Source organism: uncultured Campylobacter sp. (assembly GCF_938039205.1).
Lineage (GTDB): Bacteria > Campylobacterota > Campylobacteria > Campylobacterales > Campylobacteraceae > Campylobacter_A.
Map to the genome: position 1 here is coordinate 17315 of NZ_CALHVM010000025.1, position 22105 is coordinate 39419.

Annotated in this window: 24 protein-coding genes; 9 read left to right on the top strand and 15 right to left on the bottom strand. The window is 46.5% G+C overall.

Annotation, left to right across the window (positions count from 1 at the left end):
* Window positions 1–10 precede the first annotated feature (10 nt).
* The 11 genes from serB to nrfH all read right to left on the bottom strand — a co-directional run bounded on the left by serB (window position 11) and on the right by nrfH (window position 9717).
* Window positions 11–634 carry a phosphoserine phosphatase SerB gene (serB, locus tag Q0394_RS03820; RefSeq protein ID WP_298945620.1) on the bottom strand — a complete coding sequence of 208 codons (624 nt, stop codon included), beginning with the start codon at window positions 632–634 and terminating at the stop codon, window positions 11–13.
* 8 nt (window positions 635–642) lie between these two features.
* Window positions 643–1140: a chemotaxis protein CheW gene (locus tag Q0394_RS03825; protein WP_298945621.1), complete on the bottom strand. Its 498-nt coding sequence runs from the start codon at window positions 1138–1140 to the stop codon at window positions 643–645.
* Window positions 1141–1143: 3 nt separating this feature from the next.
* Window positions 1144–3504, bottom strand: coding sequence for a chemotaxis protein CheW (locus Q0394_RS03830; protein ID WP_298945622.1), 2361 nt, complete (start codon window positions 3502–3504; stop codon window positions 1144–1146).
* Window positions 3505–3515: 11 nt separating this feature from the next.
* The gene (locus tag Q0394_RS03835) at window positions 3516–4457 is read right to left on the bottom strand and encodes a chemotaxis protein (RefSeq protein ID WP_002947271.1); all 942 of its coding nucleotides are present in this window, start codon (window positions 4455–4457) and stop codon (window positions 3516–3518) included.
* A gap of 1 nt (window position 4458) precedes the next feature.
* Complete coding sequence (locus tag Q0394_RS03840) at window positions 4459–5199, bottom strand: UDP-2,3-diacylglucosamine diphosphatase (RefSeq protein WP_298945623.1); 741 nt, start codon at window positions 5197–5199, stop codon at window positions 4459–4461.
* On the bottom strand, window positions 5199–5327 hold the full coding sequence (locus Q0394_RS03845; protein ID WP_298945624.1) for a hypothetical protein: 129 nt from the start codon (window positions 5325–5327) through the stop codon (window positions 5199–5201). Before Q0394_RS03845 ends, Q0394_RS03840 begins: the two co-directional genes overlap by 1 nt.
* Window positions 5328–5332: 5 nt before the next feature.
* Complete coding sequence (greA, locus tag Q0394_RS03850; protein WP_122868651.1) at window positions 5333–5815, bottom strand: transcription elongation factor GreA; 483 nt, start codon at window positions 5813–5815, stop codon at window positions 5333–5335.
* A 3-nt stretch (window positions 5816–5818) separates the two neighbouring features.
* On the bottom strand, window positions 5819–6853 hold the full coding sequence (gene lpxB / locus Q0394_RS03855; RefSeq protein WP_298945625.1) for a lipid-A-disaccharide synthase: 1035 nt from the start codon (window positions 6851–6853) through the stop codon (window positions 5819–5821).
* Window positions 6850–7296: a lysozyme inhibitor LprI family protein gene (locus tag Q0394_RS03860; protein ID WP_002950719.1), complete on the bottom strand. Its 447-nt coding sequence runs from the start codon at window positions 7294–7296 to the stop codon at window positions 6850–6852. Before Q0394_RS03860 ends, lpxB begins: the two co-directional genes overlap by 4 nt.
* Before the next feature lie 152 nt (window positions 7297–7448).
* A complete protein-coding gene (locus Q0394_RS03865) occupies window positions 7449–9155 on the bottom strand; it encodes an ammonia-forming cytochrome c nitrite reductase subunit c552 (RefSeq protein ID WP_298792842.1) in 1707 nt (568 codons plus the stop codon).
* A 19-nt stretch (window positions 9156–9174) separates the two neighbouring features.
* On the bottom strand, window positions 9175–9717 hold the full coding sequence (gene nrfH, locus Q0394_RS03870) for a cytochrome c nitrite reductase small subunit (protein WP_298945626.1): 543 nt from the start codon (window positions 9715–9717) through the stop codon (window positions 9175–9177).
* Between the two features lie 371 nt (window positions 9718–10088).
* On the opposite strand from nrfH, the gene surE reads away from it, so the two are divergent.
* From surE to Q0394_RS03915, 9 genes are all read left to right on the top strand, one after another.
* Window positions 10089–10871 carry a 5'/3'-nucleotidase SurE gene (gene surE, locus Q0394_RS03875; protein WP_298945627.1) on the top strand — a complete coding sequence of 261 codons (783 nt, stop codon included), beginning with the start codon at window positions 10089–10091 and terminating at the stop codon, window positions 10869–10871.
* Complete coding sequence (locus Q0394_RS03880) at window positions 10868–11533, top strand: tRNA threonylcarbamoyladenosine dehydratase (protein WP_298945628.1); 666 nt, start codon at window positions 10868–10870, stop codon at window positions 11531–11533. Before surE ends, Q0394_RS03880 begins: the two co-directional genes overlap by 4 nt.
* 81 nt (window positions 11534–11614) lie before the next feature.
* The gene (locus tag Q0394_RS03885) at window positions 11615–12280 is read left to right on the top strand and encodes a molybdenum cofactor guanylyltransferase (protein ID WP_298945629.1); all 666 of its coding nucleotides are present in this window, start codon (window positions 11615–11617) and stop codon (window positions 12278–12280) included.
* Window positions 12277–13371: a phospholipase A gene (locus Q0394_RS03890; protein WP_298945630.1), complete on the top strand. Its 1095-nt coding sequence runs from the start codon at window positions 12277–12279 to the stop codon at window positions 13369–13371. The genes Q0394_RS03885 and Q0394_RS03890 overlap by 4 nt, the downstream gene beginning before the upstream one ends.
* A gap of 288 nt (window positions 13372–13659) precedes the next feature.
* Window positions 13660–13818: a hypothetical protein gene (locus tag Q0394_RS03895; RefSeq protein WP_298945631.1), complete on the top strand. Its 159-nt coding sequence runs from the start codon at window positions 13660–13662 to the stop codon at window positions 13816–13818.
* 132 nt (window positions 13819–13950) lie between these two features.
* Entirely contained in the window at window positions 13951–14499 is a 549-nt protein-coding gene (locus tag Q0394_RS03900; RefSeq protein WP_298945632.1) for a hypothetical protein, read from the top strand.
* Window positions 14500–14518: 19 nt separating this feature from the next.
* The gene (locus Q0394_RS03905; protein ID WP_298945633.1) at window positions 14519–15106 is read left to right on the top strand and encodes an SMI1/KNR4 family protein; all 588 of its coding nucleotides are present in this window, start codon (window positions 14519–14521) and stop codon (window positions 15104–15106) included.
* A 221-nt stretch (window positions 15107–15327) separates the two neighbouring features.
* Window positions 15328–16230, top strand: a complete 903-nt coding sequence (gene menA / locus Q0394_RS03910; RefSeq protein ID WP_298945634.1) for a 1,4-dihydroxy-2-naphthoate octaprenyltransferase — start codon at window positions 15328–15330, stop codon at window positions 16228–16230.
* A gap of 136 nt (window positions 16231–16366) precedes the next feature.
* Window positions 16367–16936, top strand: a complete 570-nt coding sequence (locus Q0394_RS03915) for a YceI family protein (RefSeq protein ID WP_298945635.1) — start codon at window positions 16367–16369, stop codon at window positions 16934–16936.
* A 250-nt stretch (window positions 16937–17186) separates the two neighbouring features.
* Here Q0394_RS03915 and Q0394_RS03920 read toward each other — a convergent pair whose 3' ends face one another.
* The 4 genes from Q0394_RS03920 to Q0394_RS03935 form a co-directional block, all read right to left on the bottom strand.
* The gene (locus tag Q0394_RS03920) at window positions 17187–17642 is read right to left on the bottom strand and encodes a hypothetical protein (RefSeq protein WP_298945636.1); all 456 of its coding nucleotides are present in this window, start codon (window positions 17640–17642) and stop codon (window positions 17187–17189) included.
* A 47-nt stretch (window positions 17643–17689) separates the two neighbouring features.
* Window positions 17690–18034: a hypothetical protein gene (locus Q0394_RS03925; protein ID WP_298945637.1), complete on the bottom strand. Its 345-nt coding sequence runs from the start codon at window positions 18032–18034 to the stop codon at window positions 17690–17692.
* Window positions 18035–18530: 496 nt separating this feature from the next.
* Complete coding sequence (locus tag Q0394_RS03930; protein ID WP_298945638.1) at window positions 18531–19673, bottom strand: glycerate kinase; 1143 nt, start codon at window positions 19671–19673, stop codon at window positions 18531–18533.
* A 610-nt stretch (window positions 19674–20283) separates the two neighbouring features.
* The gene (locus tag Q0394_RS03935; protein WP_298945639.1) at window positions 20284–21654 is read right to left on the bottom strand and encodes a GntP family permease; all 1371 of its coding nucleotides are present in this window, start codon (window positions 21652–21654) and stop codon (window positions 20284–20286) included.
* Between the last annotated feature and the right edge of the window lie 451 nt (window positions 21655–22105).

Sequence of the window (22105 nt, forward strand, 5' to 3'; positions counted from 1 at the left end):
TCTTGCCTTTTTATATCAAATTTATGATCTCGCGCAAATCTTTTTTATCCACGCAACAAGTTGCCGCTTGCCTTAAAATTTGCTTCGCGCAAAACGCGATTTTTAAATTTGAATGCTCAAACATTGATAGGTCATTGGCGCCGTCGCCCACGCTCATCGTCTGTTCTTTTGAGATTCCAAGCAAATTTTGTAAATTTGCAAGCATCGCGCCCTTTGAAAAGCCAAACATCATCTCGCCGCCCACGAGTCCAGTTAAGACGCCGTCTTTGTGATGCAGGATATTTGCAAAGCTAGCGTCAAATTTTAGCTTCTCTTGCGCTCTATCGGTGCCCGAGTGAAATCCGCCGCTAAAAACAACGACCTTGATGCCTTTGCTTTTTAGATGTGCAATCAGCTCGGCAGCTCCTGGCATGAGCGGCAAATTTGAGCAAATTTCATATACTTTAGCAAGCTCAAGCCCTTTTAAAAGCGATACGCGGCGCGTCAAACTCTCGAAAAAATCAAGCTCGCCCGCCATCGCTTTTGCAGTTATTTCGCTGACCTCATCACCTACGCCTTTTGCTGCGGCTAGAAAATCTATCGTCTCGCCGTCCATCAGCGTTGAATCAAAATCAAATACGCAAAGCTTTATCAAATTTGATCCTAGAAATCGCGCTTTAGCAACGTTTCGACTTTTAAAATCGTAAGGATATTATTATCTCTTTTGCCGATACCGTAAATCATGCCTTTATCTTTTAAAAGCGTTTCAGGCGGCGGATCGATCCTGTTTTGCTGTATTCTGATGGCTTCCGTTAGTCTATCGATCACAAATCCCGCTACGTTATCGCCCTCTTTCATCACGATATATCTCGTGCTTGGGCTAGATTTTGCGGCATTTAGAGAAAATTTTTTTCTCAAATCGATTAGCGGGATGACGCTACCGCGCAGGTTAAACACGCCCAAAACATAGTCCGGCACGCTAGGGACGCGAGTGTATTCGATCGGCTTAATGATCTCTTGGATGTTTAAAATAGGTATCGCATACTCCTCGTCGCCCACGATAAAGCCGACTAACTGGACGATCTCTTCGCGTTCTTTTTCGCTCGGGTCTATCACCTGTCTTTTTTGTCTTTTTAGAACCTGATTTAGTTTGTCGTTCATGTTCTATCCTATTAGTTTGATATTTTTTCTAACTACGTTTTCGAGATACTCGGACGAATACGGCTTGGTGATGTACTCAGTCATTCCTACCTCCACGCCTCTTAGCCTGTCGGTTTTTGACGTTCTTGAAGTTACGGCTATTAACGGCAAATTTCTATATTTTGAGTACTTGCGAATTTCGCCCGCTAGCGTATAGCCGTCCATTCGCGGCATTTCGATATCGATTAGCATCGCATCAAGCGCATGTTCGCCAGATTTTACGATAGTTAGAGCCTCGACGCCGTTAGTAGCCTCTATCACCGTTACGCCAAGAGGCGCGAGCGATTTTTGCATTATGGTTCTATCCATCTTCGAGTCGTCTACGATTAGCACCTTATAATCGCTCGGTTTTTCTTTGACGCTTTTTGAGGATTCCATGCTAGCTTTTATGTCTACTTTTATATCTTTTGCCATCTCCATCATCATGCCCACGTCGATGATTAGCGTTACGCGGCCGTCGCCTCTTATCGTAGCGCCTGCGATTCCAGGAATGTTTTGTAAATAATCGCCCATTGATTTAATTACGATCTCTTCTTGTCCTACGAGACTATCTACGATGATGCCTAGCTTTGCCTCCGCTACGCCGATAACGACCACATAGGTCTGATCTCCGCCGTCAAAGACCTGCTTGACGCCGAAGATATCTGAGAGCTTAACCAGCGAAAGCACTTCGTCGCGTAGTCTAAGCACGTTTTTGCCGTCGATCGTGTAGATATCGTCGATCGGTACGCGCACGGTCTCAAGCACGCTTGCTAGAGGGATAGCGAAAAATTCCTCCTGCGCTCCGACTAAAAGCGACTGGATAATGGCTAGCGTGAGCGGGATTTTTAGCTTCATCGTCGTGCCCTTGCCCACTTCGCTTTCGATATCGATTATGCCGTTTAGCTTTTCGATATTGGTCTTTACGACGTCCATTCCCACACCGCGGCCGCTTACGTTAGTTACCTTCGCAGCAGTCGAAAATCCAGGCTTAAATATAAGCCCAAACGCCTCTTTATCACTCATAGTATCGGCTTCGCGCTCGGTGATGATGCCCTTTTCTATCGAGCGTGCCTTTAGCATATCGGCATCTAGTCCCTTACCGTCGTCGGTGATCTCGACTACGATATGGTTGCCTTCGTTGTAGGCTTTTAGCTGAATAGTACCTTTTTCCGGTTTGCCAGCAGCTAGCCTGGTAGCGCCGTCCTCGATGCCGTGGTCGCACGAGTTTCTTATCATATGCACGAGTGGATCGCCGATTTGCTCGACGATGGATTTATCAAGCTCCGTCTCCTCACCCGTGATCTCAAGGTCGATTTGCTTATTTAGCTCGCGGCTTAGATCGCGGATCATGCGAGGAAATTTATTAAATACCTTCGCGATAGGTAACATTCTCGTTTTCATAACGGCTAGCTGTATGTCGGTAGTTACTAGGCTTAGGCTAGATACTACTTGATTTAGCTCCTCAAGGAATTTCTCGCCCTCATATCTCTCCTCAACGTCGTCGTAAATTTTGAGTAATCTGTTTTTGCCAAGCACCAACTCGCCGATCAGGTTCATCAGGTGATCTAGGCGCTTAACCTCGACGCGTATAGTCTGCTCGTCCGCGCTAGCTCCGCTTGACGGAGCCGGTACTTTTTTGTCCTCTTTTTTGTTGGCAGGCTTTGCTGGGGCGGGCTTTGGAGCCGGAGCTGAATTTGACGGTGCAGAAGCTTGAGATGCGGCTGGTGCGGCGGGTTTTGGCGCTTCGCCTGCTGCTGCTTTTTGAGCCCGTCTTGCTTGATCCTCGGCCTTTCTTACTTTCAGCAGTCTTTCTATCTCAGCTTCGACTTCGTCGTCGCTTAAATTTGATAAATTCTCATCGCTAACAGGTTCGGGCTCAGGCTCTTTTGGCGCCTCTACTACAGGCTCTGGTACCACGGGGGCAGGCTCGCTAACGGCCGCGCTCGGGGCTTCGCCTTCGGATATCGCGGTTAGTCTTTTGCAGATATCTTCTATCTCTATGCCTACATCCGTATCGTTACCGCTATCTCTGATACCGTGCAGTAGCCCCTTCATCATATCTACGGACTCTAGTACCACGTCCATGATATCTGGAGTTATTTTTAGTTCATTTCGGCGAGCTTTGTTTAGCACGTCCTCCATATGGTGCGTAAGCTTAGTAAGAATATCGAAATTTAAAAAGCTCGATGACCCCTTTACCGTATGCGCAACGCGGAAAATTCTATTTAAAAGTTCTAAATCTTCGGGATTTGACTCAAGTTCTATAAGGTCATGGTCTATTTGTTCTACTAGTTCGAAGGCTTCAACCAGGAAGTCTTCCATTATTTCTCTCATATCATCCATGATTTTCCCCCTTATTTCTTGTGCGCTTCGATCACGCGAAGCACCTCGTTATAAAATAGCGATGCGTCAAATTTGGTTAGATATGCTGCGGCTCCGGCCTCTCTGCTTTGAGCTTCGCTGTAGTCGTTGCTTAAAGAAGAGTTAAATATGATAGGAATTCCCGTATATCTCGGATCGTCTTTTATCGTCGATGCAAAGCGGTATCCGTCCATCTGAGGCATCTCGATATCGCTCAAAATCACCCTTAAAAAGTTATTTAACTTATCGCCGTACATCTCGTAAAGATCCTCCATCCTAGCAAGACCCTCTACGCCGTCTTTTGCTTCGACTACTTTTAGTCCCATTTTTTCTAGCATATCTTTTACTAGTTTTCTTGCCGTCGAGCTATCGTCTAGCACTAGTGCTAAACCGCTTAAAAGCTTACTTTGATCGATCTCTACTTCCATTTTCGGGCTATAAATGCCAAGCTCTTCGACGACGCTTTCAAGGTCTAATATTAGCAAAACTTCGTCGTTTTCGATGCGAGTTACGCCTGTTATCTTGCCTTTATCTAGCGTTCCGGCATTTGAGGCGAAAGTCGCCGCCTCGATATCCGCCCAGCTTATGCGCCTGATTCGCTTTGCCTCGTGGACGATAAAGCCTATCAATATACCGCTAAATTCGGCAATGATGACGCGAGGCTTGATAGCTCCGCCCTTAGGCTCGTTTATCTGCATCCATTTGGCTAAATTTATGACAGGTATCACGACGCCGCGCAGATCAAAAATCCCCTCGATATACTCAGGTACTCCTGGAAGCTCGGTTAAATTTGGCATCTTGATGATCTCGCGCACTTTAGCGACGTTGACGCCGTATATGCCCTCATATACATTGTCTCCCGACTGCTTAAAGATACGAAAATCAACAAGCTCCATCTCATTTGAACCGGTTTTTAATGTGCCGTTGTTAAGCATTTTAAACCTTTACGCTCTTTCGAGCAAACTTGATATTTTGGTCGTATTCTACTACAAAATAGCTTTGCTCGCATGCAAAAGATGGAATATTTATATATTTTTGTTTACCTATCGTGTATTGTTCGCCTTGGTGATAGTGCCCCTCGATGACGACATCAGCCTCGCAAAATGCGTTATATCGGCGCATTTTTGCTTCGACTAAATTCTTAAAATTAGGTATTTTATAATCTAAAATTTTTCGTTTAAGCTTATTTAAAATTCGTTTCGAGAACCTAAAATTTAAAAATTTATCGAAAAAATTCATCGTTTTTAAAAAAATTTTAACGCGCAAAAATCTCAAAGCATATTTTGAAACAAAAGGCAAAAATATATCCCCGTGCGCGATAAGCACGCTCTGCCCGTACTCCGAGGCAAATTTAACCGGCTGGGCGCCGATAGGATAGGCTTTGACGTTTTTAAAAAGCCTTGCTAGGTTAAAATCGTGATTTCCCTCGAAATAGTAAATTTCCATTTCCTCGCCCAGCTCGTCGATCGCGTGAATATATCGCTCGTAAAATTTGACGAAAAACTCGCACTCGCTCGCCAAAAAATCAAACATATCGCCCATCAAAAACAGCTGTGGCGTCTTTAGCTCGCCGTTTTTTAACGCGCATAAAAAATGCCAGAAATTTTCGCGATTTTCATTTTCGTGCGAGTCGGCGATAAAGATCGCGCCGTTTTTTACGACGATTTGCTCAGGCATCAAATTTTACTTTTTGTGGCGCCGAATTTGCGGCTAAATATTTCAAATTTGACAAGCGCCGTAGTTAAATTTAACGAGTCAAATTTACCGGCCGAGCTCGTAAATTTAACGGTTTTAAACGCGTTCATCGGCTTTAAAATTTGATCGGTTTGTAGCTAACGGATACGATCTCGACGTCGCTTCTGCCGTTTGGCAAATTTAGCGCGACCTCGTCGCCCTCGCTCTTGCCGATTAGCTGTTTGGCTAGAGGCGAGTTTATCGAGATGAGCCCGCGCTCTAGGTTGCTCTCTGGCGTGCCCACTAGCGTATAAGTTTTTTCTAGCTCGGTTTCTACGTCCATGATGACGACCGTGGAGCCAAATTTTACCTTATCGTGCTCGTATTCGGCGGGATCGATTACCTTGGCGCGACTTACTATGTCGCTAAGCTCGGCGATACGGCTCTCGATAAATGCCTGCTTTTCGCGCGCGGCGTGGTATTCGGCGTTTTCTTTTAGGTCGCCGTGACTGCGCGCAATGTCGATCTCCTCGACGATATTCGGACGTTCGACGGTCTTTAAATTTTTTAGTTCGTTTGTGATTTTTTCATATCCAAAAAGCGTCATCGGTTCGGTCATTTTTTATCCTTTATTCGTTATTAAAATTTGCGCTACGTTGGCTGCAGAGCCGTGTTCTAGGTATTTTCGTAGCTTCTCGCAGCCTTTGATAAATTTCTCTTTATCGCAGCTCTCGTAGGCTTTTATTAGATTGCTTGGCATTACTTCCTCTTGCAGTAGCTCCTCGTGCAGCGCCGCTTCGCCCATAAAATCAAACATGATATTTGCAAGTCCGATGTGGCGCAACTTCACAAACATCCGCGCGATCATTATATCGATTGCTTTAGCTTTATAGGCTAGCACAAACGGCGTGCCTACTAGTGCAGCCTGAAGCGTCGCGGTACCTGAGCAGATAAATGCAAACTCGCTTTGCAAAAGCGCGCGCGGCGCGTCAGTAACTACGCTAAAGCCGCTCACGTCGCCGTAAATTTGCATATCGTTTACCAAAAAAGGCGGTACGACGAGCAGTTTTTCTTTATCTTTTATTTGGACGGCAACTTCGCGAAAAATCGGCATCAACCGCGAAATTTCGGCGCGGCGGGACCCTGGCATAAAGGCTATCTTACCGCTTTGCAAAAGCTCGTTTTTTCGCACTCGTAGTTCATCAAGCAACGGGTGCCCGACGTAGCGCGAACGGTTGTAGTACATCCCGTCAAACGGCAAAATCGAAGCCAAATGATCGCAGTACGCCTCGACTTTCGCCACGCGTCCGGCCTTCCATGCCCACACCTGCGGCAAGATATAGTAGGTCACCGGCGTTTTGATACCGGCTTCTTTGATCGCTTTGGCTAGCGGCAGGTTAAAGGCGGGGCTATCGATGAGTAGCACGGCGTCGCACTGCGCGGCTAGGCGAGTCATCTCTTTTATCGCGCGTTTTGCCTTAAAATAAAGCGGTAAAACCTCCACGAAGCCCATCGCGGAAAACTCCGAGCTTCGCATAAAAGGTTCGCCGAATTTTTCGTCAAAAATGCCCTTTAGTTCGCACTTTGGCAGATGCTCTAAAACCTGCTCGAAGTGCAAATTTGCAGAGGCCTCCAAACAAGAGATGAGTAGCTTCACTGATTGCCCTCAAAGTCCTCGGCTAAGTTTGCAAGCTCTCTTGCGCGCTCCTTAGTCATCTGCAGGTAACAATCAGCGGCCGTTACGGCATAAAGCGTACCCATAGGCGGCACAAACGGACATTTAGCCTCTTTATAAGCCACCCATTTACGCTGGATGTCTTTTAGCTTCTTTTTATTTTCGTCGTTTAGCACGCTCATGGCTTTCTTGTAATTTTGGTTTAGGAGTTTATCTTGGATAGCAAATTCGGCGTCTATGCACTGTATCATGCCGGCAGTTGAGCTATCTTTTTGCATGCACTCATCTACGCGCGCTTGCGATTCATCAAATTCCTCTTCCGAAGTTTCCTCGATGCTTGACGCAGGTTTTGCTTTGATCGCAAGATCTTGCGCACCAAAAACCAAACTCGCCGCAAGAGCAGCAAAAATAAATTTTTTAAGCATAATTTCTCCTTTAAATTTGATGAAGATTATCGCCTAAAACGGCTAAATAAACAATAAAATTTAAATTTATAAGTAAATTCGGATTTTGAAAATTGAAAGAAAAATGCGTAAATTTAAAAAACCCAAAGCCCGCAGGCCTTGGGTTTTGGGGTTTATTTAAAATTTAGGTTCTTAACGTCTTCGTCGGCTTTTTTCATAGCTTCGGTAGGCGCTACACCGATAGGATATTTATGTCCTAAAGAAGCAGGCGCAGGAACTGGAGTAGCTTCCTGGGTTAGCTTGATGCTGATGCCGTATGGCGCAAGCTCGTTAACTAGCTCGGTTTGTCCTTGGCGAGCAAATTCTTTACATTGACCTAGGATCCTAGCCGACTCTTCGTCTCCGTGGAAGCCGTAGCTGTTTTCGCTAAATGCGAAGTCCCAGCGGATGTGAGTTTTGCGGTGCAAGTAAAGAGTCTTTTCAAGAGCCTTACTGATAGCTTCTTTTCTCTCTTTTTCATCGGCGATCGAAGCAAATTTCTCATGCTTAGCTAGCTCGGCTCTGGCCGTTTTTATGTCCTGGATCAAAGAAAGTAGCGCATTTTCGCAGTTTCTTAGCTCGTAAGCATGGCGATTTTGTACGAATGAAATTCTATCTTTTAGCACTTGTTCGCTTTGCGGGTGGCAAGTTTTGCAAGCCGCGTTTATATCGGCAAGCGGAGTTAAAATTTCATGCTCGGTGATCTTTTGAGCTCCGGCGCGTTTATACGGCATGTGGCAGTCTGCGCACGTTACGCCGCTTCTTCCGTGGATACCGGTTGAGCTTAGCTCAGACTCTGAGTGCTGCATCTTGATAATTTTAGCGCCGGTATCTTTATGGATGTAGTCAAATTTAAATCCATCCTCTTTGGCTAACTGATCGTCGTAATACTGGTCGAAATTTTCGATCTTAAACGGCTGGTCTTTTTTCCAGAAAGTCCAAGGGAAAGTTAGTGTTTGGTCTTTACCGAAATAATACTCGACGTGGCACTGCATACAAACATAGTTTCTCATCTCCGCTCTAGTAGCTTTTATGCCGCTTTTAGCGTCAGCTTCGTATCCGCGTCCTACCATCGCATTTACAAATCCCGGTCTTGTTACTCTTAGGCTCATATCGTCCGGGTGGTGGCAGTCCGCACAGGTGCTGCCTAGATGCGACCCGTGGATACTCTCGCCGTGTTTAGCCGCGATTTTTTTCATGACGTCAAAATACGGAATAGAGTTCATCTTCGTCCAAGCCGCTTTTCTCTTCTGACCTTCTTCTTTTGGCATTACGTCAAAGAAAGGCATAGGTAAGCTAGCTGCCGGGGTCGGATCTTCGGTTAGTTTGTAGTCTGGATCTAGCTGAAGTGCGGTTAGATAGCCGGTGTGGCAGTTTACGCAAGCGCCCGGTTGGCCTTTAAACGCTGGAAGTCCGTGAGAGTTTAAAAACTCCTTGTCGTTTCTTTTGGTCTCGATCTGATCTATCTGCGAATAGTAGTGGGTTCGCGGTTTGCTGTAATCCACGCCGAACGCATAACCATTCCAAAACACCGTAGCCGCAGGCCAGCGAATAATCTTGCTATAAGGTAAATCGCCGCCGAAAGCCGTTTCTACGAATTCGCTTCCTTTTGGATTTGCGTCGCTTTTATGCTCCATTTTTTTGTAAGCATCGAGCTGATTTGGGAAATTTGCGCCCCATTTTTCAAAATCAGGCTCAAGTTCGCTTACTTTATTGAGCATTAGCGGATACATCTTTTCTTCGGCTTTTTTGGCGCCGATATCCGTAAAAAGCGCGAACATAGCCGCACCGAGTACGACAGCCACTAGGAAAGTAGCTACATACAACACTTTGTTTTTCATTTTATCCTCCTGTTAAATTTTAAAAGTTATGCGCATGTCCCGCTTCGCGGTGGCAAGATACGCATCTTAAAGGCTCGCTAGAATTGCCTTGATGCTCTTTGAGATTTTTGTCAAACGGTTTTGCGGTTCCTATGGCGCGCGGGTCGATAACGTTTGAAACGTACTCTTTGTGGCAGTCCATGCAGTTTTCCTGAACGACTCTTTTTGTTTTTTCGTTTGCGGTAAATGCATAAGGATTATCTTTAAAAGTAACGGCATACGCGTGTCCTAGGCCACTTTGAGCCTTCATGATCCAATATCCTATAAAATCATGCGGCAAATGGCAGTCGTTACAGGTAGCGACGTTTTGGTGTCCGCCTCTTGACCAGCTTTCGTAGACTTGATTCATCACGTGACAGTTTTTACAGGCTGCAGGATCCGGACTAAAGTATGAAAATCCCTTGGCATAGTAAAAAGTGTATAGTCCGTGACCGATAACCACTCCAAACGATAGCAACAAAAGAATGACCCAGATGGATGCTTTTTTCTTCGTGTTTTCCATGACGGGCTTTCTAACCTCCATTATAAATTTAAATAAAACTTAACTTTATTTATCGGTCGGTATTTTATTATTAGTTCGCTTAAATTCTCATTTATTTTTCTAATATAATTAAAATTAAATCTAAAGCTTATTTTTATACTGTGTAAATATAACAGTAGTTGTTATCAATTTATTATGATTGATTTCAATCTATTTCGGTATTATATAATATAATATATTTACTATCTTAAATTTGAATAAAATTTAAAAACTAAAATATAAAGTAAACAATATCCAACATAGGCCAAAACTTTAAATTTAAATAATAAAAGCTGTGCTAAAATCATTTCTTTAAAAATTTGAAAGCTATGGGCTCGTCAAATTTGCGTTAATAGTGATAAAAAGGAATAAATTTGAAAGAAATTTTAATTACAAACGACGACGGATTCGAGGCTAGCGGCCTGCACGCTTTAGCTAGCGCACTGAGGGAGCTACCCGATACGCGCGTTACGATCGTAGCGCCGAGTACCGAAAAATCAGCCTGCGCGCACTCTCTTACGCTCACTAGACCTCTTCGCTTTATCAAGCTTGACGACGATTTTTACAAACTCGACGACGCCACGCCCGCAGACTGCGTCTATCTCGCGCTTCATGCGCTTTACAAAAAACTACCCGACCTCGTAATCAGCGGCATAAACCACGGCGCCAATGTGGGCGAGGACATCACCTACTCGGGTACGTGCGGAGCGGCTATGGAGGGCGTTTTGCAGGGCGTGCCAAGCATCGCGTTTTCGCAGTTTTATAAAAACGATAGTATCGAAAAACTCGGTTTTTCGCTCGCGCAGCAAGCCGTCAAATTTATCGTTCCGCGCGTACTAAACGGCGAAATTTCCCTACCGCCGCGCCAGTTTTTAAACGTAAATATCCCTGCCGTTTCCGCCCGAGAATTTAGAGGCTACCGCATAGTTCCGGCCGGCAGACGCAGCTACGCCACGCACGCGATGCTTCACCGCAATCCGCGCGGCGTCGAGTACTACTGGCTCGGACAGCCGTCAAATTTAGACTACGAGCAAAACGGCGAGTCCGATATCAGCGTGCTTAGCGAGAGTTTCGCCTCGCTCACCCCGATCATGCTAGATATGACCGCGCACGCGAGCTTGCAGGGCCTAAAAACCGCGCTAAAGGATCAAATTTGAGCGAGGTGATTTTGGATCAGAACGACCGATTTACGAGGTCTCGCTGGCTGTTTGGCGATGATTTTAAAAAGCTTCAAAACGCAAACGTCCTAATCTGCGGCGTTGGCGGCGTGGGCGGAGTCTGTGCGGATGCGCTAGCTCGCGCGGGTGTGGGTAAAATCACCGTCATCGACAAGGATATTTTTGATATAACCAATCAAAACCGTCAAATTTACAGCGAAGCGGTCGGAGCCGTTAAAGTGGGAGAATTTGCCAAAAGATACGAGTGCGTAACGGCGCTGCAAGAGCTAATGACGCCCGAGTTTATCGCAAATTTCGACTTTTCGCCCTTTGATCTCGTGATCGACGCTATCGACGACGTACCCGCCAAGATCGCACTCGCGCTAAAAACGCACGAAAAGCTTATCAGCTCGATGGGCGGCGCAAAACGCATCGATCCGACGCAGATCAAGGTCGCCTCCGTCTGGCAAACCTGCAACGATCCGTTTGCTAAAAAAATACGCACCGAGCTTAAAAAAGCAGGCTTTAAAGGCAAATTTGACGTCGTGTTTTCGACCGAGTTGCCAAGATGCGTGAAACTGGGCAGCTTCATGGGCGTAACGGCGTGTTTTGGGCTAAATTTAGCGGCTTTAGCGGTTAGAAAAATCATCGGCGATAAATAATTTTAATTAGTCTGGGCGAGTTTAACCGCTCGCTTAAAACAAATTTATGCTATTATACCGCACTTAAATTTAAGGAAAAAAATGAAAACATGCGTTATCCTTGCCGGCGGCAAAAGCTCGCGAATGGGCCGCGACAAAACGCTGCTGCCTTTTGGCGGATTTGCGACGCTGGCGCACTACGGAGCGCATAAATTCGGGCGGATTTTCGAGCGCGTATTCGTTAGCTCCAAATTTGACAAATTTAACCCGCCCCTACCGCTCATAAAAGACGTTAGCCCAGAGGAGATCTCGCGGTCAAATTTGACCGAGGCGAGCTACAAAGAGGGCGCAGAGGCAAGCTCCGCTCAAATTTGCTCGCAAGATACGGCAAATTTAAGCCTTGACGCCTTTTCTCCGATGCTAGCGCTTTACAGTATTCTTAGAAATTTCCCAAACGAAAGCGTCTTTATCGTCCCTGCCGATATGCCGTTCGTTAGCGAAGAGTGCGTGCGCGAACTATATAAATTTACCGGTGAATACGATATGGTCATCGCCGCGGACGAGTCGCATACGCACTCGCTTTGCGGGTTTTTTAGTGGGGATTTAGCGGATGCGGCGGGCGAGCTTTTTGCCGCGGGCGAGCACAAGATCGGACTTTTGCGTAGCCGCTGCCGCTGCAAGATCGTAAAATTCGCGCGCGAAGACGAGTTTTTTAACATCAACTATCAGGCAGATTACGAACAAGCTTTAAAAGAAGGAAAAATATGAAAAAAATTATCGTTTTACTGGCGATTTTGTTAAATTTCTCAGTAGCCGGCGAATCTGCAACGGCGAAGCAAAATTTAGCCGGCCAGTCCGAAAATGCGGCTGAAAATTTAACCGAGCCGACCGCCAAAGACGAGGCCAAGCGCCTCTACGAAACCGCCGCAAAGCTCGAGCATGAAGGCGACAAAACAAGAGCCCTTCAGCTTTATAAACTGGCGGCTAAAAAGGCGATATTTACGGACGAGGACGGCGAAACGGCCGCCATGGAGCGCTCCGTGATCGCGCCCTCAGATAGCGTAGCGGACGCACCCGTGGAGGAGCAAAAAATCGCATCCAAAGAGCGCCCGAAAGCTAAATTTGAAAGCGGCGAAGCATACGACGTGGATGAAATTTTGGGCCTAAAAATGCACCACCTAAACTACCTGCTGCCCGCAACTTACGCGTTTAACGACGTTGAAGGTAGGCGTAGATTTGAGACTGCTTTTCAAATCAGCTTGCAAAAGCCGCTTTTTTACGACGTATTTGACATGAACGAAACGATCTCGGCGGGCTACTCGCAAAGCTCGTGGTGGCAGACGGCTAAATCCTCTACGCCGTTTCGCGAGACCAACTATCGACCTGAGATTTTCGTGACCGTCCCGATGAGATTTGAGGCGCTGCCGAGCCTTGACTACCTACGCGCGGGGCTTTTGCACGAGAGTAACGGCCAGGGCGGCGAGAAGTCGCGCTCATGGAACCGCGTCTATCTCGAGGCCAAACTTTACGCCGGTAGCCTAGTCGTGATCCCGCGAGCGTGGGCTCGCATCCCTGAGAGCAAGGGTAGCGACGATAACCCAGACATCGAAAAATACCTCGGAAACATGGATATAAATTTCGCCCTACCTTTCCGCGGCCACGTCTTTACGGCGATGGTGCGCAACAACCTGCATTTTGATAAAACAAACCGCGGCGCGGGCGAGCTTGGGTGGCTGTTTCCGTTTGGCAAGAGCGGCGTATACGGCTACGTGAAGTACTTCACGGGATACGGCGAGAGCCTCATCGACTACAACCGCCACACCGATAAAGTCGGTATCGGCTTTGCGATTTTGAAGTAAAAGGCTAGCGCGCTCAAGCGGCGCAGGCAAGGTAAAAATCGCGGCAAAACGACCCAAAGCAATAAGTCAAATTTGACCGAACCGACAAGCGCAGCAAATTTGACGAGCGGGCGCTTGTTTGCAAAATATACGCATAATAAAGCAAGGATCAAATTTGCGAATTTTAGGCGCGGCGCGATTCTTTAAATTTACGCCAAGTCGCAGTCAAAAAACCGCTGCCCTAGCACGAGCGCAAAATTCGTCAAATTTAGGGAGATAGATGAAAAATTTATTAAAGCTTTTTATCGTTTGACCTGCGCGACCTCGCTGCAAGCAGGCGGCAAATACGCGCACGAGCAACAAAACGACGAGCTAATCGCAACTTATGAGATATTTTTTAAGTACGACCTACGCAACGGCGAAAAGAACGCGAGCGGCAAAATACGCAACAGACTCTACCTCACCTAGCTAGATGCGAGCGGCGCGCAGCTAAATCGCTACATCATCGACGAAGCGGACGAGAAGTACAAGCGCAAGATCCCGGACGACCCCTCCACAAAGCTAAAAATCTCGTTCGCCGTCCGCAAAAACGAGCGCTGGGTGCTGCTAGAGGTCTACTCAAAAGAACACCGAGACGCGCCTGCGTTCACGGCCGAGAGATGCCTGTGGGGCGGGCTCGAAAAGGAGCTACTAGAGCTTTTTGACGCGGGCGAGGCGATAAAACTATACCGAAAAACCAAACGCTTCGACGCAAATTTAGGCTTTTTCGTCGAAAACAACATAGCCGAATACCGCAAAGACGGCAAGCCATCGTATAAAGAATTTACCAGCGTCCGAACCGGTAAAAAGGAAACGACATTTGAAAAGTACGACGAGAACGGGCGCCTGCATAGCCGCGCTTACCAGATGGGCGGTGAGTCTGCGTATTTTGAGTTTTTCTACCCGAGCGGCAAACTAAAAAGAGTGATAGACCAGCGCCAAACGATAGGCAAGCCGCTTAGCGAGGCGGTTAAAATACAAAAAGAATTTAACGAAAAAGGTGAGCTCGTAAAAGAGGTCGTAACCGAAGCAAAAACGGGCGCGGCGACTACCAAATTTTACGGTGAAAACGGCGAAATCATAAAAACCGAAACAAAAAATCTCAGATAAACTAAAAGCGGAGAAAAATATGTTTTTAAAGCTAGACGAGATCGCTCGCGAGCTAGACGAGATATGCCTGCCTCTGGAACAAGAGGGCATAACGGGCATGAGACTGCTAGCACAAAGCGATGTCGACGCGTCCACGCGGGCGCTAGAAAAAGCACAAGAGGCTCTAGGCGTCAAATTTCCGCCTGCGTTTTCACGCCTAGTTTGTAAATTTGACTTTGGCAAATTTGAGGTTTGCAACGTACGATTTGGCGCCAGCGGCGACTATGCTAGCGAGCTAGTGCGGCTAAACAGCACCGACGAATACGGCGGCAAATGGTGGCACGGCGATACGCGTCCTGCAAATTTGATAGTTTTTGCCGTGGGCGATCCGTGGATTTTTTTGCTTGATTGCGCGGACGGCGCGATTTATGCGTGGCTGCTCGGGGACGAAGAGCTTTGCGGCAGGCGCGTTGCGAGCGATTTCGAGATATTTTTTAGAGCGCTTGCTAGTATCGGTATCGCGCGGCTAAGCAAAAAGGCCGTGCCTTGCGCGGAAGAAATCTCTAAATTCGTCCAAGCTAGCGATGATATGGCGCTTGAGTTTTGGCGAGAAATGGCTGAAATTTGATAAATTGACGCTGGAAAGCTAGGTCTTTGCGCTAGCTTTTGCGGCAAATTTGGCTGATTTCAAAACTCTAAATTTGGCAACAACTTCCGTCAAATTTTAATCCCAAATTTACAAATTTTGCCCGCAGATCCGCTCAAATTTATATTATTTTTTGCATTCTGGTGCTAAATTTGAGCTCAAATTTGCCGTAAATTCGGCGTATAAATTTAAAAAGGCAAAAAATGATAACCGCAAAAGCTCTTTACGCATCCGCGCGGCTTAGATCGCTACCTCTTAGCGTCTCAGGCGTACTGCTTGGCAGCGGCGCAGCATACGGTGCGGGCGCGTTTAGGGCGGATATTTTTGCGCTGGCGCTACTTACGACGCTTCTGTTTCAGGTACTAAGCGACTATGCCAACGACTACGGCGACGCAGTAAAAGGCACCGACGACGACGGCAGACTTGGGCCGCGCCGCGCAATCCAAACGGGGCAGATGAGCGCGGCCGAGATGAAACGCATCATCGTCGCTACGGCGCTACTTTCGGCACTTTCGAGCCTCGCGCTAAGCGTTTTGGCATTCGGCGAGCGGTTTTACCTCGTTATGCTATTTTTGGCGCTGGGCGGCGCGTCGATATACGCTGCGATCCGCTACACCGTGGGAGCCGGCGCATACGGCTACAAGGGGCTCGGCGACGTTTTCGTGTTTTTGTTTTTTGGCCTTTTGAGCGTGCTGGGCTCATACTTTTTATACGCGCGTTCGCTTGATGCGGCGCTGCTGCTGCCTGCGTGCGCGTGCGGGATGCTAAGCACGGCGGTGCTAAATTTAAATAACATGCGCGATATCCAAAACGACGCGCTCAAGGGAAAGCGCACGATCCCCGTACGTATCGGACTGCGCACAGCCAAGCTTTACCACTACGCGTTGATCGTAGGCGGTGCGGGCCTTATGCTATGCTACTCGCTTTTGCGCGGAGATTCGGGCGTAAAACTACTCTACGTAATTAGCTTTGCACCGCTTATTTGGCACATCTTTTTCGTATCGAAAGTTCGGGAGTGTCGCGACTTTGACGGACAACTAAAGGTCGTCGCGCTCTGCACGTTTGCGATGTCGGCGCTGTTTTTCGTCGGGGAAATTTGGGGCTAAATTTAGCCTGATCGTTCTTAGCCTGCGATCAGCGGACGGCAAAAAAGTAATTCAAATTTTTCTCAAAATATTGCGAAAAAGTTATATATTTACTTTTTTAAATTACACTTTCAAACCTAAATCGTAAGGAGTAAAAATGAAAAAACTAATCAAATTTTCGCTAGCGGTAGCGCTAGCAGCAAGCTTTGCAAACGCCGCGGTATACGAGATCGACCCGGCGCACAGCAGCGTCGGTTTTAAGATAAAGCACCTAAGCATATCAAAAGTCAGCGGAAATTTCGGCAAATTTGACGCCGTGATCGACTACGACAAAAATGCCAAGGAGCTAAAAGCGCTAGAGGCTACCATTGAGACCGCCTCGGTAAATACGCAAAACGACAAGCGCGACGAGCACCTACGCAGTGCGGATTTTTTCAACGCAGCCAAATTCGACAAAATCACCTACAAAATGGTCAAATTTGAAAAAGAAAGCGACACAGAAGGCAAGGTCGTAGGCACGCTCACGATGCACGGCATCACTAAGCCCGTAGTGCTAAAATTTGAGCTCGGCGGCTTTACGGCGGATAAAAACGGCAAGGAAAAAATCGGCTTTAGCCTAGAGGGCGAGACTAAACGCAAGCTCTTTGAGATCGGGCTGGATACCTCCGAGATAACGCTATCAGACAAAGTCGAGCTAGAAATCGAGATCGAAGCGAAGGAAAAATAAGTCTGGTTAAAGCCCGTTTTCGGGCTTTTTAACTTTTTTGGCTTTTACCACATGTCATTAAATTTACTACGCCAAAGCAGCAGCGTTTAGGTTTGATCCGGGAGTAGGTTTTTATGTTCGCCAAAAAAGAATATAAATTCATACTCTTTTTTGGCAGTATAAACTAGCAAAGCAATTAAAAAAGTGTAAAAAAGTATCATAGAAGCTATTATAGCGTATTTTATTTTATGCTTATATTCTTGTTTAAAGTTTAGATTTGATACTGCTGCTCATCTAGCACTTGGTCCTCTGGGCTAGAAAAGAACTTTCCATAAGTGCCGCTGCACATCTTTTCAAGAGTGATGCCAGTGTAAATGTCGGCTCCATAGGCAGGGTCGACGTCAGCGGGCGTATTATCCAAGCTAGATACAATACTACTACAAAAAACAAAGCCGTAAAAAACTGCAAACGGTAAAGAGCCTATCTCTATATTTTTTACAAAAAAATGCTCAAACATATAGCAAAATATAAGCGAGGATAAGAAAGTAGTTATAATAATTTTAGTAGCCTTAACTCTTTTGATACTAAATTTTTGAATAGCTAAAAAAAAGAAGGACACTATCGCTAGATTTAGTGTAAAAGAAGTAATATATGTGGCAGTTGATGCGCTTATAGCCATTGTTGTCATGTAAAAGTTTTTTATGAACTGAAAGCAATCATAAAACATAGAAACCTCCTTAAATGCTAGCATAAATTATATATTTACTTCGTTTATCAGTCTACACCAATGTCGCACGGTATCATAAAGTCGGTATACAAATTTGGTTCTTTTGGAGGAGAGATGGCAGAGGCGGCTCCTACAAGAACTGTTGATGTCCAAAAAAGAAGTGTGTAATTTCCAGCTGAGGGCAATGTTAAGATGCCCTCTTTGTTAGCTGCAAAACTAGCCCAAACATATGATGTTGTGCCTATATAAAAAAGAACCAACAAAACCGATTGTCTAAAAAGGATAGCCACCGGTAGAGCATGAATAGCTCCTATAAACATACAAGCGTAAAAGGATGAAAAACCTACCTGCATTAAAAAATGGTATATGTTAAAAACTATTTCCGAATACATGGCTTTTGTCTCCTTACTTTTGAAAGTTAATATAGTATTTTTATGTTTAAAAGTGCATTAATCTATTTTTCAGCTACCTATTTTTATCTGCTTACAATAACAATTAAATTTTTACCCACTTTTAAGTTAGTGCTACCAAGCACATAGCCTATAAATAAACATTTGACGCTGTTAGTATCATAATAATTACACTCACACCCCCTCGCCAACAGACAAAACATGATATTCCTTTATTAAGAATGTCAGCTGACCAGTAAATATTATGTATTTATTTAAAGTAATCCCATAGCACTAGTAAATTTGAATAGCCTAAAATCAGCTTGCTTTTGTTTAAATTTATGAAACCATTTCTTGTCAGACACAACAAAACCGCAAAACATTCAACCGTATTTGTAAAATATACAGAGTACTAAGTACCGAATGACAAAGCAAAAGAAACCAAGCTGACGAATCGGCAAGTGTGCCCGCCGAGCCGTCGGTTGTAGAAATCGTAAATTTACCCTTTACGCCCTAGCAAATATAGCCTCAATGCCTGCTGGGCAGTCATTTTGAGGTTGCGCATCGCGGTTTGCTTATCCATCGCCTCTTCTAGGCTCACAGGCTCGTTTAATACGCTAAAAAACGCATCGATGCCGTTTTCGTTACAGCCGCCCGCGCACGGAGACACGCTACCTGCTAGCGCGATGATCGGCTTGCCGTATTTTTTGGCGATTTTTGCCACTCCGGTCGGGGTCTTGCCCATCGAGCTTTGAAAGTCCAGTCGCCCCTCGCCGGTGATGATCAGATCGGCGTTTTTCACGTCCTCTTCGAGGCGGATCTCCTCCATGATGATGTCGATGCCGGGCTTTAGTTTGGCGTTTAGGTAGCTCACAAACCCGTACCCTAGCCCGCCTGCCGCGCCCGCGCCCTTAAAGTTCCAAAATTCGCTCGAAAAGTGCTCGCTCGTCGCGCTCGCAAAGCTTATAAGCCCAGCATCTAGATCCTTTACCATCTGCTCGTCCGCACCCTTTTGCGGGCCGTAGACGTAGGCTGCGCCGTTTTTGCCAAAGAGCGGGTTATCCACGTCGCAAGCCACGAGGAATTCGCACTCTTGCAGCTCGGGCGCTACGTTTTTGTTTGAGATCTTGGTGATTTTTATGAGGTTTTCACCTTTACCCTCGAGCAGCTCGCCGTTTTCGTCAAAAAACTCGTATCCAAGCGCACTTAGCATACCCGTGCCCGCGTCGTTCGTAGCGCTACCGCCGATACCCACGATAAATTTACGCGCGCCCTTACCAATAGCATGCAAAATCATCTGTCCAAAGCCGTAGGTGCTAGTTTTCATAGGGTTTCGGCGCTCTTTTTCCACTAGCATGAGTCCGCTAGAAGACGCCATCTCGAGGATGCCCAGCTCGCCTGCTAGCGCGTATCTAGCGGGGATCTTTTCGCCGAGAGGATTTTGCACGATAACGTCGATAAACTCGCCATTTAGCGCGTCCGCTAGCGCCACCACGCTACCCTCGCCGCCGTCTGCGATGGGCTTTACCACCACCTCATCGGTCTTACTCGCTAAGGCTTCTATGCCCTCCTTTACGGCATTGCCGGCTTCAAGCGAGCTCAAAGAGCCCTTGAAAGAGTCGATTGCTATTAGAATTTTCATCATGTTTTCCTTTTTTTTGCAAGGCTTGTCTTTTGAGCGCTTTTTCAGTTGCGCTTCGCTCACTGCTTTGCAAGAAGCGGAGCTGGCTAAAATTTAGCTCGGCGTACTATCTTTGCTTCGTTGCACTCGCAACTGCAAGCAGAAGTCCAGCCTACTCTGCGCAACCCCAAAAATCATCTCAAAATACTTCGCCTTAAATTCTACGGTCTGATTTTATCAAATTTAGTTTTAAATCGCGAGCCGAATTTGGCTTCATTATAAATTTAAAAACGTGTCGCGCGATAGCGCCACATAAACCTGCACGCAGTGCAGCAACCTCTCACGTCGTAGGGGTGGGGGGGGATTGTTAAGGGAGAAGGGAGCTCTTTTGCTTCGGCTTTGCCTCGCAACTGCAAGCAGACCGTAATTCAAGCCCCTTCCCCCTTAGCAAAAAGCTTAGCGCGTAATGCCAAATTTAACCAAATCAAATTTAACATTTTCAAGATGCGGGTCTAGGCGGACAAATTTGAAAATTTACCGTTACTACCGTAAAAAGTGCTGTCTCGCCTCACCGAAACCGCACTCAAATTTAATTATCCCAAATCTCGCCGCTCAAATTTAGCCGTCAAATTTACAGCAAAATCAGCGACGCAACCCAAACCGTCGCCATACCTACGATACCCATTATAAAGGTAAGCATCGTCTGAGTCTTGTAGCCCTGCTCCGGCGACATCTTGCTAAAGTTCGTAACGACCCAAAAATAGCTATCGTTAGCATGCGAAACCGTCATCGCGCCCGCAGCGATCGCCATCACCGTTAGCACCGCGCCCATCTCGCTCGTGAGTCCTAGCGCGCTCATCATCGAGCCGCTATCGGTGAAAAGCCCCATGATAGAGGCCGTCGTCGTAAGCGCTACGGTCGAGCTGCCCTGAGCGGTCTTGATGATAGCCGAGATAACAAACGGGAAAAATATGCCCACAGTGCCGATGAGGTGGGCGTTTGCCTTCATAAACTCGACGAATCCGGCCTTAGCGATGACGTTGCCTAGCACGCCGCCCGCAGCCGTGATAAAGAGGATAGGTCCCACGATCTTTAGCGTTTCATTGGTTATGAGGTTAAATTCGCCCAGTTTGCCCGTTTCGGCCAGCAAGATAACGGCAAATAGCACGCCCACGCCAAGCGCGATGATCGGGTTGCCCAAAAATAAAACGAAATTCGCAAACGAGCCTTTTAGCTTTAGTATCGAGACGACCGAACCCAGCGCCATCAGCAAAATCGGCATAAAAATCGGCGCCAAGCTCAAAAACGCGCAAGGCAGCTTGCCGTGCTCTTTGATGATCTCGTCGTAGCTTTTGCCGACGTCTGCGAGATCCTCTTTTAGGCTCACTTTTGCGCCGATAGTTTTAGCAAAAAGATAGCCCGCGATGAGAACCGGTATCGAAACGACCGCACCCACGGCGATGACTAGCAGCAGGTTGTGACCTACGCCCACGAGTCCTGCGGCCGCTATCGGGCCCGGAGTCGGCGGTATAAACACGTGCGAGGTGTATAGGCCGCACGAGAGCGCGACGGCCATAGCTACGGGGTTGGCGCCGATTTTTTCCTTTATCGCGCGACGGATCGGATCTAGAACGACAAAGCCGCTATCGCAAAAGACCGGGATACCCACGATCCAGCCCATGATGAGCATAGCTAGCTCGGGGCGCTTATCGCCTACGCAGCGCACGACCATATCGGCCAGCTTTAGCGCCGCGCCCGTCTTTTCCAGCGCCATACCGATGAGCGCGCCCAGGATGATGACGATGCCTATGCTTTTAAATATCCCGCTAAATCCCTCTCCGATGATCGCGGGAACCTTGACTAGGTCGATGCCCGCGACGACGGCTAGAGCTAGCGAAACGAGCATGATCGCTATAAAGGGGTGAACCCCCAACTTTGAAATCAGCACGATCATAACGACGACCGCGATGATGAAGCAGACGATGAGAGCAATACCGCTCATAATAGCTCCTTTCGGATAAAATTTTTGTCTAGCGCAATATTACCGAAATTTGTTTTTAAAATATCTAAATTAGATTTGAAATTTTAGTTTCATTTTATAAAATAAGTGAATTTGACGGCCGATTACTTTTGTGGTAAATGTGCGGGCGGCTTTGGTGCGGTTAAATTTTGTTTTGAATTTAGGTTCGAATTTGGAGCAAATTTATCACAAAATATAACTTGCGAGGTTAAATTTTGTGATATTATAATTCGTAAAATAAGCGTCGAATTTGACTACTAGCGCTTGCCGAAGCTCAAATTTAACTCCGCCTTAAGCCTTACGGCACTATCATTTTATCAATGATTTGCAAAAGATACGAAGCGGTCAAATTTAAAACAGTTGCGGGTTTTATTGGCCCGCATATTTTAGGCACGAGGCAAAACGTACCGTCTCCGTTTTGCCGACAACTAAA

Excerpts from the sequence above, each read along its gene's own strand:
- Q0394_RS03825 (WP_298945621.1), bottom strand. The coding sequence starts at position 1,140 with ATGAACGACAAACTAAATCAGGTTCTAAAAAGACAAAAAAGACAGGTG.
- Q0394_RS03830 (WP_298945622.1), bottom strand. The coding sequence starts at position 3,504 with ATGGATGATATGAGAGAAATAATGGAAGACTTCCTGGTTGAAGCCTTC.
- Q0394_RS03835 (WP_002947271.1), bottom strand. The coding sequence starts at position 4,457 with ATGCTTAACAACGGCACATTAAAAACCGGTTCAAATGAGATGGAGCTT.
- Q0394_RS03840 (WP_298945623.1), bottom strand. The coding sequence starts at position 5,199 with ATGCCTGAGCAAATCGTCGTAAAAAACGGCGCGATCTTTATCGCCGAC.
- Q0394_RS03845 (WP_298945624.1), bottom strand. The coding sequence starts at position 5,327 with ATGAACGCGTTTAAAACCGTTAAATTTACGAGCTCGGCCGGTAAATTT.
- greA (WP_122868651.1), bottom strand. The coding sequence starts at position 5,815 with ATGACCGAACCGATGACGCTTTTTGGATATGAAAAAATCACAAACGAA.
- Q0394_RS03860 (WP_002950719.1), bottom strand. The coding sequence starts at position 7,296 with ATGCTTAAAAAATTTATTTTTGCTGCTCTTGCGGCGAGTTTGGTTTTT.
- Q0394_RS03865 (WP_298792842.1), bottom strand. The coding sequence starts at position 9,155 with ATGAAAAACAAAGTGTTGTATGTAGCTACTTTCCTAGTGGCTGTCGTA.
- nrfH (WP_298945626.1), bottom strand. The coding sequence starts at position 9,717 with ATGGAGGTTAGAAAGCCCGTCATGGAAAACACGAAGAAAAAAGCATCC.
- Q0394_RS03885 (WP_298945629.1), top strand. The coding sequence starts at position 11,615 with ATGAAAACATGCGTTATCCTTGCCGGCGGCAAAAGCTCGCGAATGGGC.
- Q0394_RS03890 (WP_298945630.1), top strand. The coding sequence starts at position 12,277 with ATGAAAAAAATTATCGTTTTACTGGCGATTTTGTTAAATTTCTCAGTA.
- Q0394_RS03905 (WP_298945633.1), top strand. The coding sequence starts at position 14,519 with ATGTTTTTAAAGCTAGACGAGATCGCTCGCGAGCTAGACGAGATATGC.
- menA (WP_298945634.1), top strand. The coding sequence starts at position 15,328 with ATGATAACCGCAAAAGCTCTTTACGCATCCGCGCGGCTTAGATCGCTA.
- Q0394_RS03915 (WP_298945635.1), top strand. The coding sequence starts at position 16,367 with ATGAAAAAACTAATCAAATTTTCGCTAGCGGTAGCGCTAGCAGCAAGC.
- Q0394_RS03920 (WP_298945636.1), bottom strand. The coding sequence starts at position 17,642 with ATGTTTTATGATTGCTTTCAGTTCATAAAAAACTTTTACATGACAACA.
- Q0394_RS03925 (WP_298945637.1), bottom strand. The coding sequence starts at position 18,034 with ATGTATTCGGAAATAGTTTTTAACATATACCATTTTTTAATGCAGGTA.
- Q0394_RS03930 (WP_298945638.1), bottom strand. The coding sequence starts at position 19,673 with ATGAAAATTCTAATAGCAATCGACTCTTTCAAGGGCTCTTTGAGCTCG.
- Q0394_RS03935 (WP_298945639.1), bottom strand. The coding sequence starts at position 21,654 with ATGAGCGGTATTGCTCTCATCGTCTGCTTCATCATCGCGGTCGTCGTT.